13 protein-coding genes are annotated in these 19,984 nt (G+C 53.7%); 1 reads left to right on the top strand and 12 read right to left on the bottom strand.

Translation table 11 applies throughout. The annotated features are described in order from the left end of the window. Window positions 1-14: 14 nt before the first annotated feature. The 11 genes from recQ to D7Z26_RS11625 form a co-directional block, all read right to left on the bottom strand. A complete protein-coding gene (gene recQ / locus D7Z26_RS11675; RefSeq protein WP_120977068.1) occupies window positions 15-1,838 on the bottom strand; it encodes a DNA helicase RecQ in 1,824 nt (607 codons plus the stop codon). A gap of 3 nt (window positions 1,839-1,841) precedes the next feature. Then, window positions 1,842-4,193, bottom strand: a complete 2,352-nt coding sequence (gene helD / locus D7Z26_RS11670; RefSeq protein ID WP_120977066.1) for an RNA polymerase recycling motor HelD — start codon at window positions 4,191-4,193, stop codon at window positions 1,842-1,844. A gap of 179 nt (window positions 4,194-4,372) precedes the next feature. Further along, window positions 4,373-4,765 carry a DUF302 domain-containing protein gene (locus D7Z26_RS11665; protein ID WP_120977064.1) on the bottom strand — a complete coding sequence of 131 codons (393 nt, stop codon included), beginning with the start codon at window positions 4,763-4,765 and terminating at the stop codon, window positions 4,373-4,375. Window positions 4,766-4,788: 23 nt separating this feature from the next. After that, window positions 4,789-5,175 carry a rhodanese-like domain-containing protein gene (locus D7Z26_RS11660; protein WP_158602277.1) on the bottom strand — a complete coding sequence of 129 codons (387 nt, stop codon included), beginning with the start codon at window positions 5,173-5,175 and terminating at the stop codon, window positions 4,789-4,791. A gap of 43 nt (window positions 5,176-5,218) precedes the next feature. Next, complete coding sequence (locus D7Z26_RS11655) at window positions 5,219-5,485, bottom strand: metal-sensitive transcriptional regulator (RefSeq protein ID WP_120977059.1); 267 nt, start codon at window positions 5,483-5,485, stop codon at window positions 5,219-5,221. 89 nt (window positions 5,486-5,574) lie between these two features. Continuing rightward, window positions 5,575-6,051, bottom strand: a complete 477-nt coding sequence (locus D7Z26_RS11650; protein WP_120977058.1) for a DsrE/DsrF/DrsH-like family protein — start codon at window positions 6,049-6,051, stop codon at window positions 5,575-5,577. A gap of 21 nt (window positions 6,052-6,072) precedes the next feature. Further along, entirely contained in the window at window positions 6,073-6,861 is a 789-nt protein-coding gene (locus D7Z26_RS11645; protein WP_120977056.1) for a sulfite exporter TauE/SafE family protein, read from the bottom strand. Between the two features lie 46 nt (window positions 6,862-6,907). Further along, window positions 6,908-7,135: a sulfurtransferase TusA family protein gene (locus D7Z26_RS11640; RefSeq protein WP_120977054.1), complete on the bottom strand. Its 228-nt coding sequence runs from the start codon at window positions 7,133-7,135 to the stop codon at window positions 6,908-6,910. A 14-nt stretch (window positions 7,136-7,149) separates the two neighbouring features. Further along, on the bottom strand, window positions 7,150-8,298 hold the full coding sequence (locus tag D7Z26_RS11635; RefSeq protein WP_120977052.1) for an MBL fold metallo-hydrolase: 1,149 nt from the start codon (window positions 8,296-8,298) through the stop codon (window positions 7,150-7,152). A 2-nt stretch (window positions 8,299-8,300) separates the two neighbouring features. Beyond that, on the bottom strand, window positions 8,301-8,870 hold the full coding sequence (locus D7Z26_RS11630; RefSeq protein ID WP_120977050.1) for a sulfurtransferase TusA family protein: 570 nt from the start codon (window positions 8,868-8,870) through the stop codon (window positions 8,301-8,303). 15 nt (window positions 8,871-8,885) lie between these two features. Next, a complete protein-coding gene (locus D7Z26_RS11625) occupies window positions 8,886-9,203 on the bottom strand; it encodes a rhodanese-like domain-containing protein (RefSeq protein WP_120977048.1) in 318 nt (105 codons plus the stop codon). Between the two features lie 242 nt (window positions 9,204-9,445). Between D7Z26_RS11625 and D7Z26_RS11620 the strand changes: the two genes are divergently transcribed. Continuing rightward, entirely contained in the window at window positions 9,446-10,855 is a 1,410-nt protein-coding gene (locus D7Z26_RS11620) for a SpoVR family protein (RefSeq protein ID WP_120977046.1), read from the top strand. A gap of 85 nt (window positions 10,856-10,940) precedes the next feature. Here D7Z26_RS11620 and D7Z26_RS11615 read toward each other — a convergent pair whose 3' ends face one another. Continuing rightward, the gene (locus tag D7Z26_RS11615; protein ID WP_120977044.1) at window positions 10,941-19,790 is read right to left on the bottom strand and encodes an S-layer homology domain-containing protein; all 8,850 of its coding nucleotides are present in this window, start codon (window positions 19,788-19,790) and stop codon (window positions 10,941-10,943) included. Window positions 19,791-19,984 lie beyond the last annotated feature (194 nt).

Below are 19,984 nucleotides of genomic sequence, written 5' to 3'. Positions count from 1 at the left end.
GGACAGCTCTCTTTTTAATAACGTTGAATGAGTTCCAGGAAGGCTCGTCCATACTTCTCGTATTTTGCGTCGCCGATTCCTTTAACCGACTTCATCGCGCGTTCCGTCTTCGGCATCGCGTCGCACATCTCCCGCAAAGTCGCATCGTGGAAAATAACGAACGGCGGCAGGTTCGCATCGTCGGCAATCCGCTTGCGCAGCCTTCTCAATTCGTCGAACAGCTCAGGATTGGCCACATAACCACTTCCGGACGAAGAGCCGGAGCCTCCCGATCTCGAAGACCGACTGCCGCTCCGCGAGACGGGAGCTTGTTCCGGTTCGACCTTGTAGTAAACCTCGGTTTCCCCTCGCATTACGCCAAGTACCTTCTCCGTCAATTGCACGACCGGGTAAGCCGAATCCGTCATTCGCAAATAACCGTCCGCTACTAGCGCATGAATAAGCTGCGTGAGCTGCTTCTCCGGAATCTGCTTCAACATGCCGTACGAACGCAACCTGTCGAAGTTGAATTGGCGTATTTTCGCATCGTTGGCGCCACGGAGAACTTTGGCGGTCAGCGTAACTCCGAAGCGTTGCTTCATCTCGGAAATGCAGGCGAAGACTAGCTTCGCCTCTCCCGTAACGTCTCTCCGCTCGCGCGTATCCGTACAGTTGGCGCACATTCCGCAAGGCTGCGCGTTGTCCTCGCCGAAGTATCGAACGATCGATTGCTGCAAGCACTCCCCGGTATGCGAATACTGGACCATCTCGTTCAACAGGCGATAATCGTTCGTTTTCCTTTCGTCGCCCGCTTCGCTCTGATCGATGAAAAATTTCTGCGTCACGACGTCCTGCGGCGAGAATAGAAGCACGCATTCGCCCGGATCTCCGTCGCGGCCCGCCCTCCCGGCTTCCTGATAATACGCCTCAAGGTTTTTCGGCATATTGTTATGGATGACAAAGCGGACGTTGGACTTGTCGATCCCCATCCCGAACGCGTTCGTCGCGACGATGATTTGAAGATCGTCCTTCTGGAACGCATCCTGAGTAATCGCCCGCTCCTCTTCCGGAAGTCCGGCATGATACTTCCCGACCGGAACCCCTAACGAACGGACGAACGAATACACGCTCTCCACCTCGCGACGGGTCGACGCGTAGATGATGCCCGCCTGATCCTTATGTTCACGGATGAAGCGCGCAACGTAATCCCGCTTGTCGGCATTCTTGACGACGGACAGCGATAGATTGTCCCGGGCGTAACCGGTCGTCACCCTAACGGGCTCACGCAACCTCAGCCGCTCAACGATATCGTCCTTTACAACGTCCGTGGCTGTCGCCGTGAAAGCGGCCATGACCGGTCTCGGTTCGATATCTCTGAGCAATCTCGTAATCGTCATGTAACTAGGACGGAAATCATGCCCCCATTGGGATACGCAGTGCGCTTCGTCTACCGCGATAAGCGGGACTTCGAGCTTGCGCACGAGCTCGCGGAAGTATTCCGATTCGAGCCGTTCCGGGGCGACGTACAGCAGCTTGTAATGGCCGGCCGCAACGTTGCGCATCCGCTCGTTCGTTTCTTTGACCGACAAAGAGCTATTAATGAATGTAGCCTCGATGCCGGCGGAATTCAGCGCATCCACTTGGTCCTTCATAAGCGAGATAAGCGGGGAAACGACGAGCGTAACTCCGGGAAGCAGAATAGCCGGAATTTGATAACAAATCGATTTGCCCGCTCCGGTAGGCATGATCCCCAGTACGTCTTTGCCGGACATTATCGCTTCGATCAGCGTATTCTGTCCCGTTCGAAATCGGTCGTAACCGTAATATGTCTTTAAGGCTTCTATAGCCGCCGGATTCATCCGTCAACCCCCTTGCCGGGGAAGCCAACTTGAGACTTCGCCAGTATAATAAATGCGCAGGACGTGCAAGGCTCGCGTACAAACCGTGTACAGCAGTTTACGATCCTTTTCTTTGCCGTAACGCGCCTCGGAAGCATCCCAGACGAGCACGGCGTCGAATTCGATACCCTTCGCCAAATAGGACGGCAACACGGACACGCCTTTCGGCAATTCCGCGGCGCCTCCCGTAATGAGCGTGACGGGCACTTCGTCGGGCAATCGCTCTTTCAACAGCGCCACGGCATTGCCGGTTTCGTGCGCCGTCTTCGTAATGACGCCGATCGTGCCGTAACCGCGACCCAGCATCTCCTCGATATCGAGCGCAATCCGTTCGCCTAATCGGCCGCCATCGTCGCAAGCCACGACGATCGGCGATTCCCCGCTACGATGAAACGGCGTAATGCTTGCCGCGTCTTCCGGTGCCAGAATACCTTTAGTATACTCCACGATCTCCTCCGTGGAACGATAACTCGTTGTCAGCCGCAGCACGGACGTCACTTCCGGAGACATAAGACGGGTCCATCCCCCGAAGCCGCCGCTTTCTTGGGACTGGACGTAGATTGCTTGATTGAAATCGCCAAGCACCGTTAATCTTGCCCTCGGATACCGGCGACGCAAATAAGCCGCTTGGAAGGGCGAGTAATCCTGCGCTTCGTCCACGAATACGTACTGGATGTCTCCCTCTACCTTGCGGAAGCCTTCCATCGCCTCCGAAATATACATAAGCGGAGTCGCGTCCTCATGATCCATCGTTTTGCGTCCGATCGTATCTTCGATTCGTTGCAGCATCCATTCCCATCCTTGCGGCAGCTTCCCGTCCGGAGAGCATGAAGCGAACAGCGAACGGCTCTCGAATAACTCCCGATAGATCGCGACCGCATCGATAAACCGATAACTCTTAACCGCCTTGACCAGCGGAGCGACGGCATCTTCGGCAACCCGCCTGCGAAGACGTTCTCCCATCTGTTCTTCATCGTCGAAAGCCTCGTCATGGAACCCGCCGCGACGACGAACGTCTACGTAGGCACGCTGAATATCCTCGCCGTCGACGAGTTCGGCCGCTTCTTCCACCCAGGCTTCGCCGATCTGCGAATCTACCCACTGTCGAATCCGTTCCAGAAGCCATCTCCTAACGGTCGCCGCCCTCGTGCCGAAACCGTCCGAAGCGCGGATCCCGTAAAATTGCTCGGATATTTCCGCGGCGGAGGCGATCGTCATCGCGCGGAATCTTAACGGGCGAAATCGGACTCCCTCTTGCTCGAGCCGTTTCAAATACCTTTCGACCGTAATGAAGAAGTGCTCGGAACCCTTGTATCGGACCGAACGCTCGCGCGCTTCCCCTTCGGGAGTCCCTTCCGCGGCGGCCAGCGCTTCCGTCTGAGCGAACAAGTCCTCGACCTCGTAACGCCGCCCGAGACGTGCCTCGATCAACTCGCGGAACGTCATCTGACGCATGTTGGCTTCCCCTAGATCGGGCAATACGCGCGATATATATCCTTTGAACACCGGATTCGGAGAGAACAAAATAATCTGGTCCGGCCCTAACGTTTCGCGGAAACGATATAACAAATAAGCGACCCGTTGCAGCGCCGCGGACGTCTTGCCGCTACCCGCGGCGCCTTGCACGACGAGCAGCTTATGCTTCTCGTCCCGAATGATTCCGTTCTGCTCCTTCTGAATCGTGGCTACGATGCTCTTCATCGACGTATCCGAGCCCTCGGACAAGACGGCTTGCAGAATTTCGTCCCCAACCGTCTCCGAAGTATCGAACATATGCTTGAGTTGCCCGCCTCGTATAACGAATTGACGTTTTAGCAAGAGCTCGCCTTTCATCTCCCCGTCCGGGATGCGATACGCGGCGGGACCCGGTTCGTGGTCATAGAACAGACTGGAGATCGGAGCGCGCCAATCGTACACGTAGAAGGTATCTCCGTCTTCGCCTACTAAGGAAGAACGTCCGATATAGATGACTTCCGGGCCGGAGCCTTGCTCCGCGAAGTCGATTCGCGCGAAATACGGAGAATCGAACTGCTTGGTTAATCGCTCGACCGCTTCGGATGCGACCTTATGGCTTCGCTCGCGTTCCGCCAGCAATTCAACCTGTTGCATGATGCTGCTCCACGTCTCGCCGACTTCCGTCGAATCGGAGAAATTCATCCGCACGTCATCCCAGAATTCTTGGCGGAACCCGACGACGTCTTCCCGGCGATCTCCGAGTAAGGCCAGCTCCTTGCGCATCCGCTTGCCGACCTGCTCGAGCACGACGAGCAGCCTCATCTCCTCTTCTTCGCGAGGCGTAATCGATTCGTTCTGCACCTTCTCCACTCCCAACAGTAAATCTTCGTATTCTATGTTGTATCATGCTCATTCCCCGAGCGCAACCATCCCGCCTCAATTCCTTTGCGCTTCGGGCACGGGAAAAGCCCCGCTCGACAATCCGTCGCGCGGGGCTTACAAACGTTTATTCAGGCCGTTTCTCTACCCATTACATTAATCTATTGCGCTACGCAACGATCTATCGCTTCCACTAAAGTCGCTTCGACGTGATCCGCGATCGACTTCAAAGCGTCGTCTCCCAGCACCCCGATGAGCACTGTCGGCTTCGGTAAACCGATGCGGGTCTTCCCTTCGATCCCGTAAACGACGATCTTGCAAGGCAGGAAATAACCCGCAAGCTCGTTCAACCCGAGAATGTTCGCCGCTTCCGCGGGATTGCACACTTCCAACACTCTATACTCTCCCGCGATCGCTTGCCCTTTCTCCCGCAGCTTCGCCGCGAGGTCGAAATGCCAGAGTACGCCGAATTTCCGCTCCGCAAGCTCGCGTTCAAGCATGACAATCGTGTCGTCCAAGCTTTGGCTGGATTCGACGGTGTAATGAAATTCCATGCGGCATATGTCCTCCCATCGCGTTACCGAATCAGCTTGCCCGACCATGAGACAATGCCGCCTTGCAGGTGGCCGATCTTCTCGATTCCGTAACCGCGAATGATCGAACCCGCCCGCTTGCTTCTCATTCCGCTACGGCAATACAGTAAAATTTCTTGATCCTTGGGCAACTTGCTAAGATAGCCCTTCAATCCCGACAGAGGCAAATTCACAGCCCCCGGCAAATGGCCTGAGTGGAATTCCGCCGGCTCGCGAACGTCGACGAGCATCGGTTCTGGCTTTTCCCTCAACTTATCGCCGAATTGCTCGGCGGTATAGTTCGCCATACCGCCCGCGGATTTGCGTCCGCGAACGATGAGCATCGCGATCGCGACGATTAGCAAAAGACCGACAACGGTTGTCGTATTCATCGTGCGCATCTCCCTTCGTCTTCATTCGCGGATACCGAAATCGTCAGCGACTTTTAACGAGAAGCTCGATCGCTTGTTTGACCATCCGTTTCGTATCCCCGCCCGTTTGATTTTCTTCGATGATGCACTGTTCCAAATTTTCGGCCACGATGGTCGCGATCGCTTTGTCGGCCGCGCTGCGAACGGCGGATAACTGGGTAATGACATCTTTGCAGTCTTTGCGTTCTTCCATCAGCCGCAGTACGCCTCGAACTTGACCTTCCAACCTCCGCAGCCGTTTTTTGATCTCATCGTTGTATTCGTACGCCATTCTCGCTCCGCCTCCTTGCGTCGTTATCGTTTTATATACCTAGATAGGTATAGTATAGACCAAAAAATAAGGACGTGCATCTTCCGCCTTTAGATAAACAAGTTCACTTTCGCATTCGTCGCGTCTCCGAGATAAGCGGCTACGCCCGCGTATTCCATGCCGTCGATCAGCTCTTCCTGCTGCAACCCGAGCAAATCCATCGTCATCGTGCACGCCACGAGCTTGACGCCTTGCTCTTGCGCGAGCTCGATCAACTGAGGTAAGGTCAGCGCATTATGTTTCTTTAAAACGTGCTTGATCATTTTCGGACCCATCCCGAGCATATTCATGTTGGACAAGCCGAGCTTGTTCGCTCCTCTCGGCATCATCCAGCCGAACATTTTCTCGAGCATGCCTTTATTCGTTTTCACGACTTCTTCCTTACGCATCGTGTTCAATCCCCAGAAGGTGAAGAAGATCGTCACGTCGTGATCGTATGCAGCCGCCCCGTTCGCGATAATGAACGCCGCTATCGCTTTGTCCAAATCGCCGCTGAACAGGACGATCGTCGATTTTTCTCTTTCCATTTCGTTGCATCCTCCCTAATCTTATTTAGATAAAATATCGAGCCATATTTTTACGACTGTTGCTACGATCAGCGCGATCAGAATCCATTGCAGCGCCTTCGTGTTCATTTTTTTGCTGATCATTGCTCCTAGCGGAGCCGCAATCAAGCTCGCGATAACCATGATGATCGATGGGTCGACCAGGATGTGTCCGCCCATGACCTTGCCGGCGGTCGTCCCGATCGACGAGATGAACGTTATGGCCAGAGACGAAGCGATCGCTACCCGCGTCGGAATTTTCAGGATGACGAGCATAACCGGAACGGTGATGAACGCCCCTGCGGCTCCAACGATCCCGGAGACGATGCCGATAATGCCGGCTAATGCGAACGCAACGACCTTGTTAAATTCGAGCTTGCTATAGTCGCCGTTGTCCTTGCCTTTTTTCGGAAGGAACATCATGATCGCGGCGATCAGCGCAAGGATCGCATAAGTCAAATTGATCGCGGAGTCGGACAGGAACTTGGAGCCGTAGCCGCCCGCGAAGCTGCCGATCACGATCGCCACGCCCATGTACAGGACAAGCTTGCCGTTGATGAGCCCTCCCTTGCGGAAGGCGAACATGCCGGACAGCGTGGCGAAAAACACTTGCACGGCGCTAATGGCCGATACTTCCTGCGCGGTATACGCAATGAAGCCGAAAGCGGGTGGAATGTAGAGCAGCATCGGATATTTAATGATCGAACCCCCGATGCCGACCATGCCCGAAATCATCGAACCTATGAATCCGATCGCGAACAACAGAACGATTAAACCGAACTCCATATGCATGACGCGCTATTCCCCCTTGTGTGATAGCGGAAGACTTGACCTCCGCTTACCCTTTCTTGATGACAAACCTGTGCACGCCGTCTTTCTCTTCATGCGAAACCCATTCGTTCTTCGACGATTTCACCCAAGCTTGAAAATCGTTCAAAGCACCTTTGTCCGTAGCGAAAAGCTCCATGAATTGTCCCGATTGCATGGCGTCCAGCGCCTTTTTCCCTCTTACGATCGGCATCGGGCACGCTAGCCCTTTCGCGTCTACTTGTACATCGATTTTCATTGTTTTCGTCCTCCTTATTTGTCGTGAACCGCGCAGCGGTTCGGTCCGATTTCCATGTCGCGTTGCTCGTCGTCGTTCGGCACGATGCGGCCCATGTTCGTCTGTCTGATCTCTTGATAAGCGTTCGGCTGCGACGGCAAATTCGTCGTGACCGTCTTCCTGAACTCTTCGTCGCTTGCGATGTTAAGTCCCGGATTCGACTCGTACAGATCACCCAGGCGAGCCGCTACCCGGCCGCCTTCTCCCAGCTCGCTCGTCTTGCCGAAATGGGCAGGCAGCACGAGCAAATCGCCGGAAAGCTCTTTGTACGTCGAATACAACGTTTTTCTCAAGTCGTCGGCCCAAGAGCCGGCGTTGCCCGCAAGATCGGGTCGGCCGATCGATTCGACGAATAAAATGTCGCCGCTCAGCAAATATTGATTGTCGATGACGATCGAGGTGCTGCCGATCGTATGCCCCGGGGAGTATACAGGACGAATGGAAAGCTCCGTGCGTCCGACCGTGATCCGGCTTTGTTCGTCAAGCGGATGATATTCGAATACGACTTCGTCGGCGTCCTTGGGCGGTAGCCAGTACGTTCCTCCGCTCTGCTCGGCGAGCTTGCGTCCGCCGGAAATATGATCCGCGTGCAAGTGCGTGTCAAGCGTATGCTTGATGACCGCGCCTTTGGACTTCGCGAATTTTTCGAACACGTCGGTCATCCTCAGCGTATCGACGACGGCCGCTTCGCCTTCGGACACTACCATATAGGACAAGCAACCTTTACCCATCCGTACGAACTGGTACAGTTCGCCGCCGTCCTTCAGGTCGCCGACCTTAACCGGCTCCAAGTATTCGCTCCAAGCTTTCATGCCGCCTTGGAGATAACGTACGCCTTCGATGCCGGCTTCTCCAAGCTGCTCCGCCACAAATATAGACGAGCCTTCCTTCGCGCAGACGACGAGAATGTCGCGGTCTTTCGGAAGCTTAGGCAACACTTCCTCGACGCCGTCGATCAGATCGAAGTAAGGAACGTTTAGGCTACCCACGATTCCGCCTTCGATTTTCCAATCGTCGTAATCGGACGTGTTGCGAACGTCGAGTATAAATAGAGGCTTGCTCTCGATAATCGCTCTCGTTACTTCCCTTGCCGTTATCGCGTTTGCTTTCGTCGTTGTGGTCATCGTTATTTCTCCTCCTTCGGCCCGTTCCATTCTGACATGCCCGGTACGACATTCGTTACGTTAAAACCCTTCTCGTTCAGGTGGAGACAGGCGTAATTGCTGCGCTTGCCCGTGCGGCATACGACGTAGATTTCGGATTCCTTCGACAACTCTCCATGTTTGTTATCCAATTCGCCAAGCGGTATCGATACTGCTCCGAGAATGTGCCCGAATCCGTACTCCGCGGGCTCCCGTACGTCAAGGACAACGATCGCGTCTTTGGCGTCCAGCTTCGCGATCAATTCCTCGTTGTTGATCGATCGGCCGTATGTCGCGTCCTCTTTCTCCTCTTCCGCCGACGCTTTGCGAACGAAGTGCCTTAGAACAGCCCCTTCGTGCAACGTGCCGAGATAATAATGGCCCGTATTCTTCGCCCAGCCTTGAATGTCCGCCAAAGAGCCTTTATCCGTCGCTTGCATTTCGATGACCTCGCCGGGTTTCAACCCGTCCATCGCTTTTTTCGTCCTGACGATCGGCATCGGACAAGCCAAGCCTTTGCAATCCAGTACCTGATTCGCGCTAAAAGTCGTCATTTTGTTGTTTCCTCCTTATTGGGTTGAAATCGCTCCCGACCAAGCGGACATGCCGCCGTCCATATTCATGACTTTCGAGAATCCTAGGCTCGCCAGATATTCGCAAGCGCTCGCGCTTCGTTTGCCGCTACGGCAAACGCAAACGATCTCGCGGTTCTTATCGATCTCGAAAGTCCTAACGTCTAATTGGTCCAGAGGGATCAGCTTCGCGCCCGGGATATGACCTTCCATGTATTCGCCTACTGAACGAACATCTATCATCTGGACCTCTTCTCGTCCGATCCATTGTTCGACCGTCTCCGGCTTAACGTTCGTCCAACCTTTCGTCTGCATCCTGTGTGCACCTCTCCATTCATTTTCATATACCCAATAGGGTATGTTTAATTGCACGCATATACCGTATGGGGTATGTTGAATATCATAAACGGCGTGCTCACTTTTGTCAACATACCCCCTAGGGTTTGATTCAATTAAGAATAATCGGATAGCGCAGCACGAATTGTCACACTCTCCGCGAATCACACATATACATAGGTTGGTAAAATCTTCGAATCCGACAGGGGGCTTGGCTCGGTATGCAACGAGATGAGGAACGGGTTGAACTGGAAAACGCCATCGCCGACATCACGGATATCGCCGAACGATTCGGGCTCGACTTCTATCCGATGCGCTACGAGATTTGCCCGTCCGATATCATTTACACGTTCGGGGCGTACGGAATGCCGACCCGTTTCAGCCATTGGAGCTTCGGAAAGACGTTTAACCGGATGAAAATGCAGTACGATCTCGGCTTAAGCAAAATTTATGAACTCGTCATCAACTCCAATCCTTGCTACGCCTTCCTTCTCGACGGTAACTCGCTCGTCCAGAACAAGCTGATCGTCGCTCACGTGCTCGCTCACTGCGACTTCTTCAAGAATAATGCCCGCTTCTCCGCTTCCAACCGCAACATGGTGGAGAGCATGTCCGCCGCCGCCGAACGGATTAGCCAATACGAAATCGAATACGGCGCTTCCGAGGTCGAACGTTTCCTGGATGCGGTCATGGCGATTCAAGAACACGTCGACCCCTCGATTCACAAGCCTCAGGGCTTAGATAAGAAACGCCGTACGCAGCTGCTCAGCAAACTGGACAAAGCCAACGATCGCCAGTCCGCACGACCCTCTTCCCCATACGAGGACTTGTGGAATTTGGAAAACTACGAGAAAGGCAATTCAGGCAATGCCCCTGCGGAGGAAACCGTCGACCCGCGCAAATTCCCTTCTTCTCCGGAGAAGGATATTGTTTGGTTCGTTCAGGAGTTCTCCCCCCATTTGGAGGATTGGCAGCGCGACATTATGAGCATTCTACGCGAGGAAATGCTCTACTTCTGGCCGCAGATCGAAACGAAAATCATGAACGAAGGCTGGGCTTCCTACTGGCACCAGAAAATCATGAGGGAGCTCCCGCTGACTAGCGATGAGACGATCGAGTACGCGAAGCTGAATTCCGCCGTCGTTCAGCCTTCGCGACATTCGCTGAATCCTTATTATTTGGGATTAAAAATATTCGAGGATATCGAGAAACGATTCGGACAAGAAAAAATATTCGAGGTACGCGAAGTGGATTCCGATCCTTCCTTCCTTCGCAATTATTTAACGAAGGAACTAACGGAGGAATTGGACCTGTATATCTTCGAGAAAAAGGGCCAAGAGTGGAAAATTACCGAGAAAGCGTGGGAAAAAATACGCGATCAAATGGTGTTCTCGCGCGTAAACGGGGGGTTTCCTTATCTTGTCGTGACGGACGGGGACTATCAACGAAACGGCGAGCTCTATGTCTTGCATCGGTACGAGGGAACGGAATTAGACTTGAAATACGTAGAACGTACCCTTCCGTATCTCGTTCAGCTATGGGGGAAGAACGTACATCTGGAAACGATATGTGACGACAAAAAAATACTGTTCAGCTGCGATGGCAAGAAAACGACGCGCAAACCCGCTTAAACTCGCTGCGACAAGAGAAGGGCAATTCGCTAAGCAAGCGAATTGCCCTTCTTCGTAATTCCATAGCGCCATAATACGTAAAAAATTACTCCCGTTCGATCAAGCGCATTAACATAACCACGATCTCTGCTCGCGTCGCGTTAGATCCGGGCATGAACGTTGCATTCGGGTAACCTTTGATCACGCCATTGGACGACAACACTTCCACGCTGTCCGCCGCCCATGACGGAATCTGATCCTCGAATGACTTGCGGTTACCCGCATCCGCATTCATCCGATAAGCATTCTGGAACAACACCGCAACTTCTGCACGCGTAACGAATGAACTGCCTTTGACATAATGCTTGCCATTATGCGCTGACCCGGTTACTAAGCCGTTCGCGTATGCGGCGGCAATGTAAGGCCTGCTCCATTCGGCCAGTTCGTTCCAATCGGCGAAGTACGCCGCCGCTGCGTCCAGATCAGACTGATTGCCAATAGTGAATTTCCGGGCTCTTACAAGCATCGCGATCGCTTCCTCTCTTCGCGTATGGCTGTTCGGAGCGAATACTTCCGGTGTCCGGCCGGCAACAATGCCCATCTTGTAAGCTTTTTCAATGGCCGCTTCAGCCCAAGGTACTTCTGCATGCACATCCTTGAAAGTGGACTTAGGCGGATTTCCATTGTCCGTCGAGCCGTCGGTTTGTCCGGTACCCGCTTGTCCGCCGCCCGTCTGCCCTCCAGGCGTGCCTCCTGGACCCGCTCCCGTTCCCGTTCCCGGGTTAGCTGGCGCGTCGCCCTTAATAACCGTGACGTCGTCTTGGGCAAAGTTGCCTACATAATCGATCGCCGTTAGGGTGAGATAAGCTTCCGTGTCCGCATCCAACGTACCGCTCATGCTAAACTTGCCCGCATCGTCAGCCGTCGTGCGACTTCCCCGACTGTCCAACACGGTCGCATTCGGCACCGTACTCCCTTGAATCTGATAGCGACCCTCAGAATCGGTCACAATCTTGCCATCCGGCCCTGTTTCGACGAACAAAGCCGGCGGAAGACGGTTGTAACGTACGGCCAGTCCGTACTCCGATACGTCGCCCTGATCATTCTCAGCCACGATCCGTATTAAGCTTGAACCTATATCTCCGTCTAAAGAGATCGGCACCGAAATCTGATTTTCATAATCGCCACTGGTATAAATCCGATAAACGTTCGGTATATTCGTGACTTCATTTATCGTCCCGTCGCTTTGCCAAACCGTGAACTTCGCGTTCAGGTTCTGGGATTGTCCGTCCTCGGCGCTTACGTAAGTGGTCGCGACATCCAGCTTGAAGCCGCCGTTCACAGTAAGCACGTTACCCATCAACAAATCGCTCGCGATCGCGCCCGAATTCGATGCGACATGAATGACTGGCGTCTTAACCAGCGGCACGTCTACAACGGTTGAAACCGTGGAAGCACCATAGATAAAAGACGCATTGGAGGCAGCGGGGTCGACGCTTGCATATGGCGTCACCGCCAGCTTGTAGCTGTTGCCCGGCTCCATGCCGCCGAAATCAAGATTGAATGTGCCGCCCACCGCATCGTCGGCCGAGATTTGATACTCGATCGGTCTGCCCGCATGCGCAATTCGGTTACCCGTCGGATTGCCGTCGCTGTCGACTTCATCCGTATACTTCAGAGGCGACATGACCGCGTTGCCATCGGCATCGTACAAGCGAACCAGATAACCGTCCGCATTGGAGACGGCGCTCCAGGTTGCATGGATCGTGCCGCCGCCGCCCGCCGATACCAATACCGCGCTTACCGAGTCGGGTGCAAGCGGGTTGACGACGTTCATAACTTGCTTCGCGTTCATGCTCGCATACGGAATCGTCCTTGACGCGTCGCTCTTCGGCGTTCCGATCAGCGTCACCCTCGGGTAATACTGACCGCTTTGCAAGTAGCTTAAGTCTTCCGCCGTAAAAACGTAGCTGCCGCTAACGGCTCTGTCCGTCACTTGCAAGGCATCGATATCGACCGTATGGATTAGCACTCCTGCGCTAGTATCGGTCGGATCATCGCCGTTGTCCGTCGACAAACGAACTTCAACCCGATAATCTTCCGTCGCGGTATCGAGACCTGTCAGATCCCAGCTTGCCGAACGGGCGACTGCGTTATATGTTGTACCGACGATCTTCGGAACCGGCGTAACGGCAATAACCGAACTGTCAAAAGGCTGACTGGACGAAATTGTCCAATCGCCGGTTTGTGCGCCCAAGCGAATCATAATCGTGTTATCGGACACGACCGCGGCATTTGCATTCGGATCATTATAGAAAGGCGTTCCGTCATTCAATGTTACGGGATACGTCAAGCCATACGGGTTGCCATCGGGGTCCAAGATGCTAATATCATCAGGATCGGCGGATACGAGTACGGCATAGTCATCCGTCAATCCCGCCGGGAACGTCACCGTATGAACCTTGCCCGAGCCATTCGTCGATATTGTCGGCGTAAGCGCAAACGACCTGAATTGACGACTAGGCGCGTCGCTCGAAGCGACCAACTTCACGTTGGAGAAAGAGTTTATCTGCCCGACCGCACTACCGTTCTCGTCGAACACGGTTTGCCCCGCCTGCTCTGTCTGCATTGAACTCAGGCTCCGTCTCCCTACGCTGACAGAGCCACTTCCGAACGCATAGTTCACCTTGAACCCGAGACCGATCACGCTGAACGTCGCATAGGCGTTCGTATTACTAAGGCCAACATCGCTGTTGAGCAACGTATACGGACCGATGGAGAACAGCCCTATGTCGAATTCCGGCACTTGCAGGCGACCACGAAGTTGCCCGTTCAAATTAAAGCTACCGCCTCTGGAATACGTGAGGTTGGCATTGCCGCCTGCCAGAATAACCGAGAAATTCTTCAGAATATTGGCGGCGACTTCCATTTGATACGATACAGACGTATTGGTCAAGTAGATCCCTGCTTGGAACTTGTCGAAGATTTCCATCTTAAGCAGCTTCGGCTTCCCGGACAGGCTGATCTGGGAAGGCCCGATCGCCAGCTGTACGTCAGAGAATTCGAGCAGACCTTTGCCGGGAAGCAAACTCCCGACTTCAAGATCGCCATTGATCAGAATCAAGATGGGGGCGACGCCCTTATAATTGCCGGTGATCGTGTCCGCTAGACCCGAGACCCCGCCGCCGACTCTTGTTAACTTCGCGATAGGCAGCGCGGGCGTAACCGGAATGCCGTCGCTTAATCCGACGACGATCTTGATCGTGTCCGGAATAAACTGACCGTTCGCGCCGTTCTTCTTTAGGCTCATTTCCGCCGCGAAATTCGCCAGCTTCGCGTCCATGTCAAAGGCTACGGAGTACTTGTTCTCGAACGTATCGATCGAACCTTCGGCCGTTGCGCTCAATCCGAAGCCGCCGAGCAGCTTTTTGGACATATCGTTACCGGTTGTAAAGGAACCATCCGCCTTAACCCCTTGGAAGTTCAAGCTTCCTTGACCGTCGACCCCGTATTGAAGCCGGTCGATATTGAGACCGATTCCCACGTTGCCGCTACCCGGCAGTGCCATTCCAAAGTACACTTTGCCATCGAACATAATCGCATTGCCTGTCAGCGTAGCTCCGGTAATTTTAGCCGTCATTCCGCTGCCTAGGACTGTCAATTGGTTCCGATTCTCGAATGCGACCTCGACATTCTGCTTGTCAGGGTCCAGTAAATCCCCATCCGAGTCTTTCGCATACTCGCTCACGTACTCGATGCCCTTCTCAAGCTCGATCGAACCATCGGATGCCGACAGGAGACTGAACGTGCCTGCGACCAGGTTAACTTTGTCCATCGTGATCTTGACACTGCCGTCGGCATCGTCGCGAACCCGAAGCTTGCTCTGTCCGGTTGGCAAATAACTCGTCAGCCCGCCGTTGATGATCGTCGTTCCGCTAAATTGATATTCGCCCGTCACGGTCGCGCTTGCCGTGAAACTGCCCTTCATCATAACGATCGGCTTGCGATCCCCGAGTTGTTGCGTCAATTCCTTCTCGCTTTCCGCAACGATGACGGAATGATTGAATTGCTTGTCGGATACAATCGCCATATTCCCGAACTTGGTATGACTCAAATTCTGAGCGGTTGCGATCGTGACCGATCGCTGTACGCCATTGATAGAGACATAGTAAGTGACATCCGTACTGTTGGATCGCATGCTAGCAGGTACGCTGACGACCAGCGAAGCGGATGTCGTTCCGGACACGGTTGCCGGCGTTGTCGGATTAGGCGAAGTGCCGAGGAACACCTCTCCGCGGCCGTCCATATTCGTACCGTATACGACAATGGAATTGAATACGCCCGCCAGCTTGGAATTCGGCGCGATGGATGCCATTGTTTTGATTTTGACTGCACCGGGAATTAATTCTACATTCATCGAATCGAATATCAATTCGACGGACTGGGTGGAGCTCTTCGTGACGGCCGGGCACGTATAGACGCTCTTCGTCTGGTCTTGCGCGTCGGTCCTCACGAAGATACACGGATATACGGTCTTGATGCTCGGATTAACCGAATCGCGATACATCACTTGCGGCTTGTAGATCTTGCTCGGGTCGTTCGGCGGTGCAAAGGTGAACGTAATTGCTTCATTAACATTGACCTTGACCGAATAATTCGAGAATTGTGCGGAGCTACTCGTGAAAACGGGAATCGAAATATTATCGAAATTGACGACCGCTTTGAGCGTCGCGCCGGCCACTAATGGAGCCGTTGAGGTATAGGGCTTGATGCTAAAATCGATCCTTGAAGCATAGGGATCAGTCGCTCTTCCCTGCTTGATGAGCGTGCTCGTGTTCTCGAACACTCGCCAGATCTGAATGCTGGATACAAATTTCGTCGGATCCGTGTTCACGATCTGTAAATTGATCGTATCGCCCGCATAATAAGCTTCGAGATCCTGAGTCGCTTGCGCGCCGCTGTTATTCTTAACTTCTGCTTCGATAGGATTCGAAACGATCCGCTCGACGAGAACCGTGACGATCGCATCTGTGAACGGCATCGCAAACGAATAAGTGCCATTTCCATTATCCGTCATCGGTAATACGACATTTAACAGCTCGGATCGCACTTCGATCCCGGTAACCTTGTATATCCGATGATCATAGCTGCCTGGATTAACAGTAATGATGTCGCCCGAATGATCCGTCGCTGATGCCCTCGCCGTCGCCTGCACGAGTGTGACACCTCCAGACAACGTCGGCAATACGACGCCCGGGATCGTTGCTCGCACCACGATGTTATGAGCAGCTCGGCCATCCGTCGATGTCACTGTTAAGAAGGCAGGTTCGTTCGGCATCGTGAAGGTATAGCGGAACTGATAGCTAGTCGTATTAAACAAGGTATTCTTCACAGGCGTCGTTTTGGAAGTTTGTTTACCCACGAGCTGTACGCCCGCCGGAATCAGCCCAAGAGACGAAGTCTTCATCAATAATTCGTCGCCTGGAAGGAAGTAAAAGTAGTTACCGTATTCATAGGGGTACGCGTTTCTTGAATTCGGCTGAATCGCATATTCGATCGTCGGACTCGTAAAACCTACCAAATTGCGGATATCGATTCGTAGAGCGGTGGCGGTATCTACCGTCACCGTAATCGTTCTGACGGCCGACAACGAGTTCTTGTTGATTGTAAGCTTCAAGCTCCACGGATGATTCTGGGCAACGCCGCTCGAAACCGCTTGTATGCTTTTAAGCATATTGTTGCCTTGATTGTCTAAGACGCGGATACTCTTCACCATGGCTGCCGTAAGCGGTGCGGATGGATCCGCCGTATCGATAGAATTGTTCACCAGCGTAATGCTGTAATCGTCCTCCGCGGCGACGGATAAACCCAGTGAAGGAATGAGAGTGTTGCCTGAATAAGCTTGGAAGTCGACCGTATTGTTCAAGCTGATCTTAACCGTATCGGTAATCGCCGTTGCCGGCCAAGCGACGATAATCGTCAATGTATCGTTAGGCAAGCTTGTCGTCGACACTTGTACCGTGAATGTTCCCGTGCCTAGGTTGGCAATGCTGATCGCATTGTACGCTCCCGCTGTCGCGTTGAATTGATATCCGGATACGGCGGTAAGCACGTACTTGGTCTTATAGCTCGTCCCGATCGCGAATATCCCGCCTGCAGGATTATAAGAGCTTCCGTTATCGGATGACCATCCGATGCTCGCGGTCGCATGATTGAAAACATTGCTTCCGTTCGTCTGCGCGGATCCCGTCAGCGGAGCCGCCGTTCCGATCGAGATGTCCGACGGCACGATGTTTACGGGTGCCGTAACCGGCCACGTGACAATTACCGTCAGCGTATCGTTGGACGAGCTTGCCGTCGATACCGTCGCGGCGAACGTGCCCGTGCCCAGATTCGCGATGCGACCTGCGAGATCTCTAGCTCCGTTCTTCCCGTATACGCCAGCAGTCGAATCGAACGCGTAGCCAGCCGAAGCTGAAAGTACGTATTTCGACTTATAGCTCGTAATCGCGGCGAATATGCCGCTAGCAGTCGCATAAGTCGTTCCGCCATCTCCCGACCAAGTAACGACCGCGGTTGCATGCGTAAACGCATTCGTTCCGTTCGCCTGCACCGCGCCCGTTACCGGAGCGACAGTTCCGATCGTCAGATCCGAAGACGAGATAGTTGCCGCGCCCGTCGCCGGCCATGTCACCACGATCGTCAACGTGTCGTTCGCCGCATCCGCCGAAGACACGTCGGCGCTGAAGGAGCCCGCGCCAAGGTTCGCAATCGCAACGGAGTTATAGGCATCAGCCGCCTGATCGAATCGATAGCCGCTTGCCGAAGTCAACACATACTTCGTCTTATAGACCGTATTCGGCGCAAGAAGGCCGCCAGCCGCTACATAATTCGCACCGCCATCGCTTGACCATGTGACGTTAGCGGTCGCATGAGCGAATGCGTTCGCCCCATCCGCCATGTTCTGGCCGGCCACTGGGGCAAGCGTCCCGATACCAAGATCGGCAACGGCGATCGTTGCGGTGGCTGTTGCCGGCCAAGTCACCGTAATCGTCAAGGTGTCGTTAGCCGTACTCGTCGTCGATACTTGAGCCGCAAACGTTCCGGTGCCCAAATTTGCAATCGCAATTCCGTTGTATGCACCAGCCGTCGAATCGAAAATATATCCCGTATCCGCGGTCAATACGTACTTCGACCTATAAGCTTTTCCGGGCGCGAACGTACCGCCCGCCGCAGCATAAGTGGCGCCATTGTCATTCGACCACGTCACGCTTGCGCTTGTATGCGGTAATGTATTCGTGCCGTTCATTATACTTTGCCCGGATACCGGAGCAGCCGTTCCGATCGACAACCCCGCCGCTGCAACAGTCGTTTGCGGCACTGCGGCCGTCTTCGGCCAAGTGATTTCCATCGTTAACTTGTCATTCGATGCACCGGATACGACCGCGGTATAGGAGCCCGAACCAAGATTGGCGATGCGACTCGTCAACGCCTTCGCGCCGCTTGCTCCGTATACTCCAGCTGCGGGGTCGAAAGAATAGCCGGCGGCCGCTGCGAGCACGTATTGCGTCTTATAAGTCGTTTCGTATGCATAGGTCCCGCTTGCCGCATTGTAACTCGTCCCGTTGTCGGCGGACCACTTGATCGTAGGCGATGCGTGACTGAACGTATTTGCTCCGTTCGTCATGGATGCTTCCGCAACCGGCGCTAACGTACCGACCGAGATATCGCTTGGCACGATAATTCCCGTCTGCGGCCAGATCACGTCGATGTACAAATCAACTCCGTCAGGACTGGTGACGTTGAACGTACCCGTGCCTAGGTTCGCAATCCGGCTTGATAAGTCTCTTGCTCCGCCTTTTCTGTACGCGCTTGGCGTGTCGAAGGCATAACCATTCGCCGCGAGGAGTTCATATCCTGTTCGATATGTCGTTCCGGAGACGAATGGATCGCCTACCGAAAGCGCCTTGGAGTAATTTGACGTATACCACTCCACATAATCGATCGCTCCGCGTGTGAATATGTTCGTTCCATCCGCCACGACGGCGAATGGCGCCGGTGCGGCGGTTCCGATCAGGATGTCGGCAGCATCGATGATGGCCTGTCCCGTTGCGTTTGCGGTCGATCCCCACATCACGACAAGGGTCAAGGTGTCATTAGCGCGCACTGTCGTATTGACGAGCGCCCCAGCCAAAAAGCCCGTACCCAGATTGACAATCCGGCTCGCCAGGGATTTCGAACCGTCCTGGTAGATTCGACTCGTATTGTCAAATGCGTACCCTGCGTCAGCCGTAATCACATATTTCGTGTAATAATTCGTGCTGGGTGCAAACGTACCGCTCGCCGGACTGAAGGATCCGCCGGTAGCAGACCAGGTGATGACTGTAGAGGCATGATTGAACGTATTTGCGCCATCTGCAATCGCTGCACCTTTCACCGGAGCAATCGTACCAATTGAGATGTCTGAGGGCTCAATCGTTGCATTCGGCCACGTAACCACGACGGTTAACGTATCGTTTAACGTGAACGCCTGACTTACGGTCGCCGTGAACGTCCCCGAACCCAGATTGGCGATCCTGCTCGACAAGTCTTGCGCCCCGCCCTTTTGATACGCTCCTGCGGCAGCATCGAATACATGGTTCAAATCCGCCGTGAACACATAACGAGTATGATAGATCTTACTTTGCGCAAAAGTTCCGCTGGCTGCAGCATAGTTGGTTCCGTCCGTGGACCATTTTACATCCGTTACCGTTCCGCCGCCGAACTCGATCGTTCCGTTGGCTATGCTCGCACCGTTGAGCGGCGCAACCGTTCCGATCGAAATTTCAGCCGCGGCAACAGCGGTTTCCGCCGATGCGGTGAGCGGTAGAATCGTAAATAAAAGTGCAATCGATAGGAACGTCGATACTAGCTTCGTAGCGATTCTTGTTCTCATGTACGCTCGCAATCTATTCATGTTGTCCTCCTCTTGATAGAACTAGGCCAATTTTATATAAGATGCGACAAAAGCACATCTATAGAAAGTTATAGACGCGAATATAAACGCTCACGATGTCGGAAAAAGTCGTATTTCCTCTTGCGAACAAATGAGTAAATAAAAGCACGAAGTGCAACTAGCATAAGCAGTGAAAACCTCCTAAGCAGTTTTCT

This window comes from Cohnella endophytica (genome assembly GCF_003628305.1).
GTDB lineage: Bacteria > Bacillota > Bacilli > Paenibacillales > Paenibacillaceae > Cohnella > Cohnella endophytica.
Note: the sequence above shows the minus strand (reverse complement) of the source record. Positions and strands in the feature narration are given on the sequence as shown.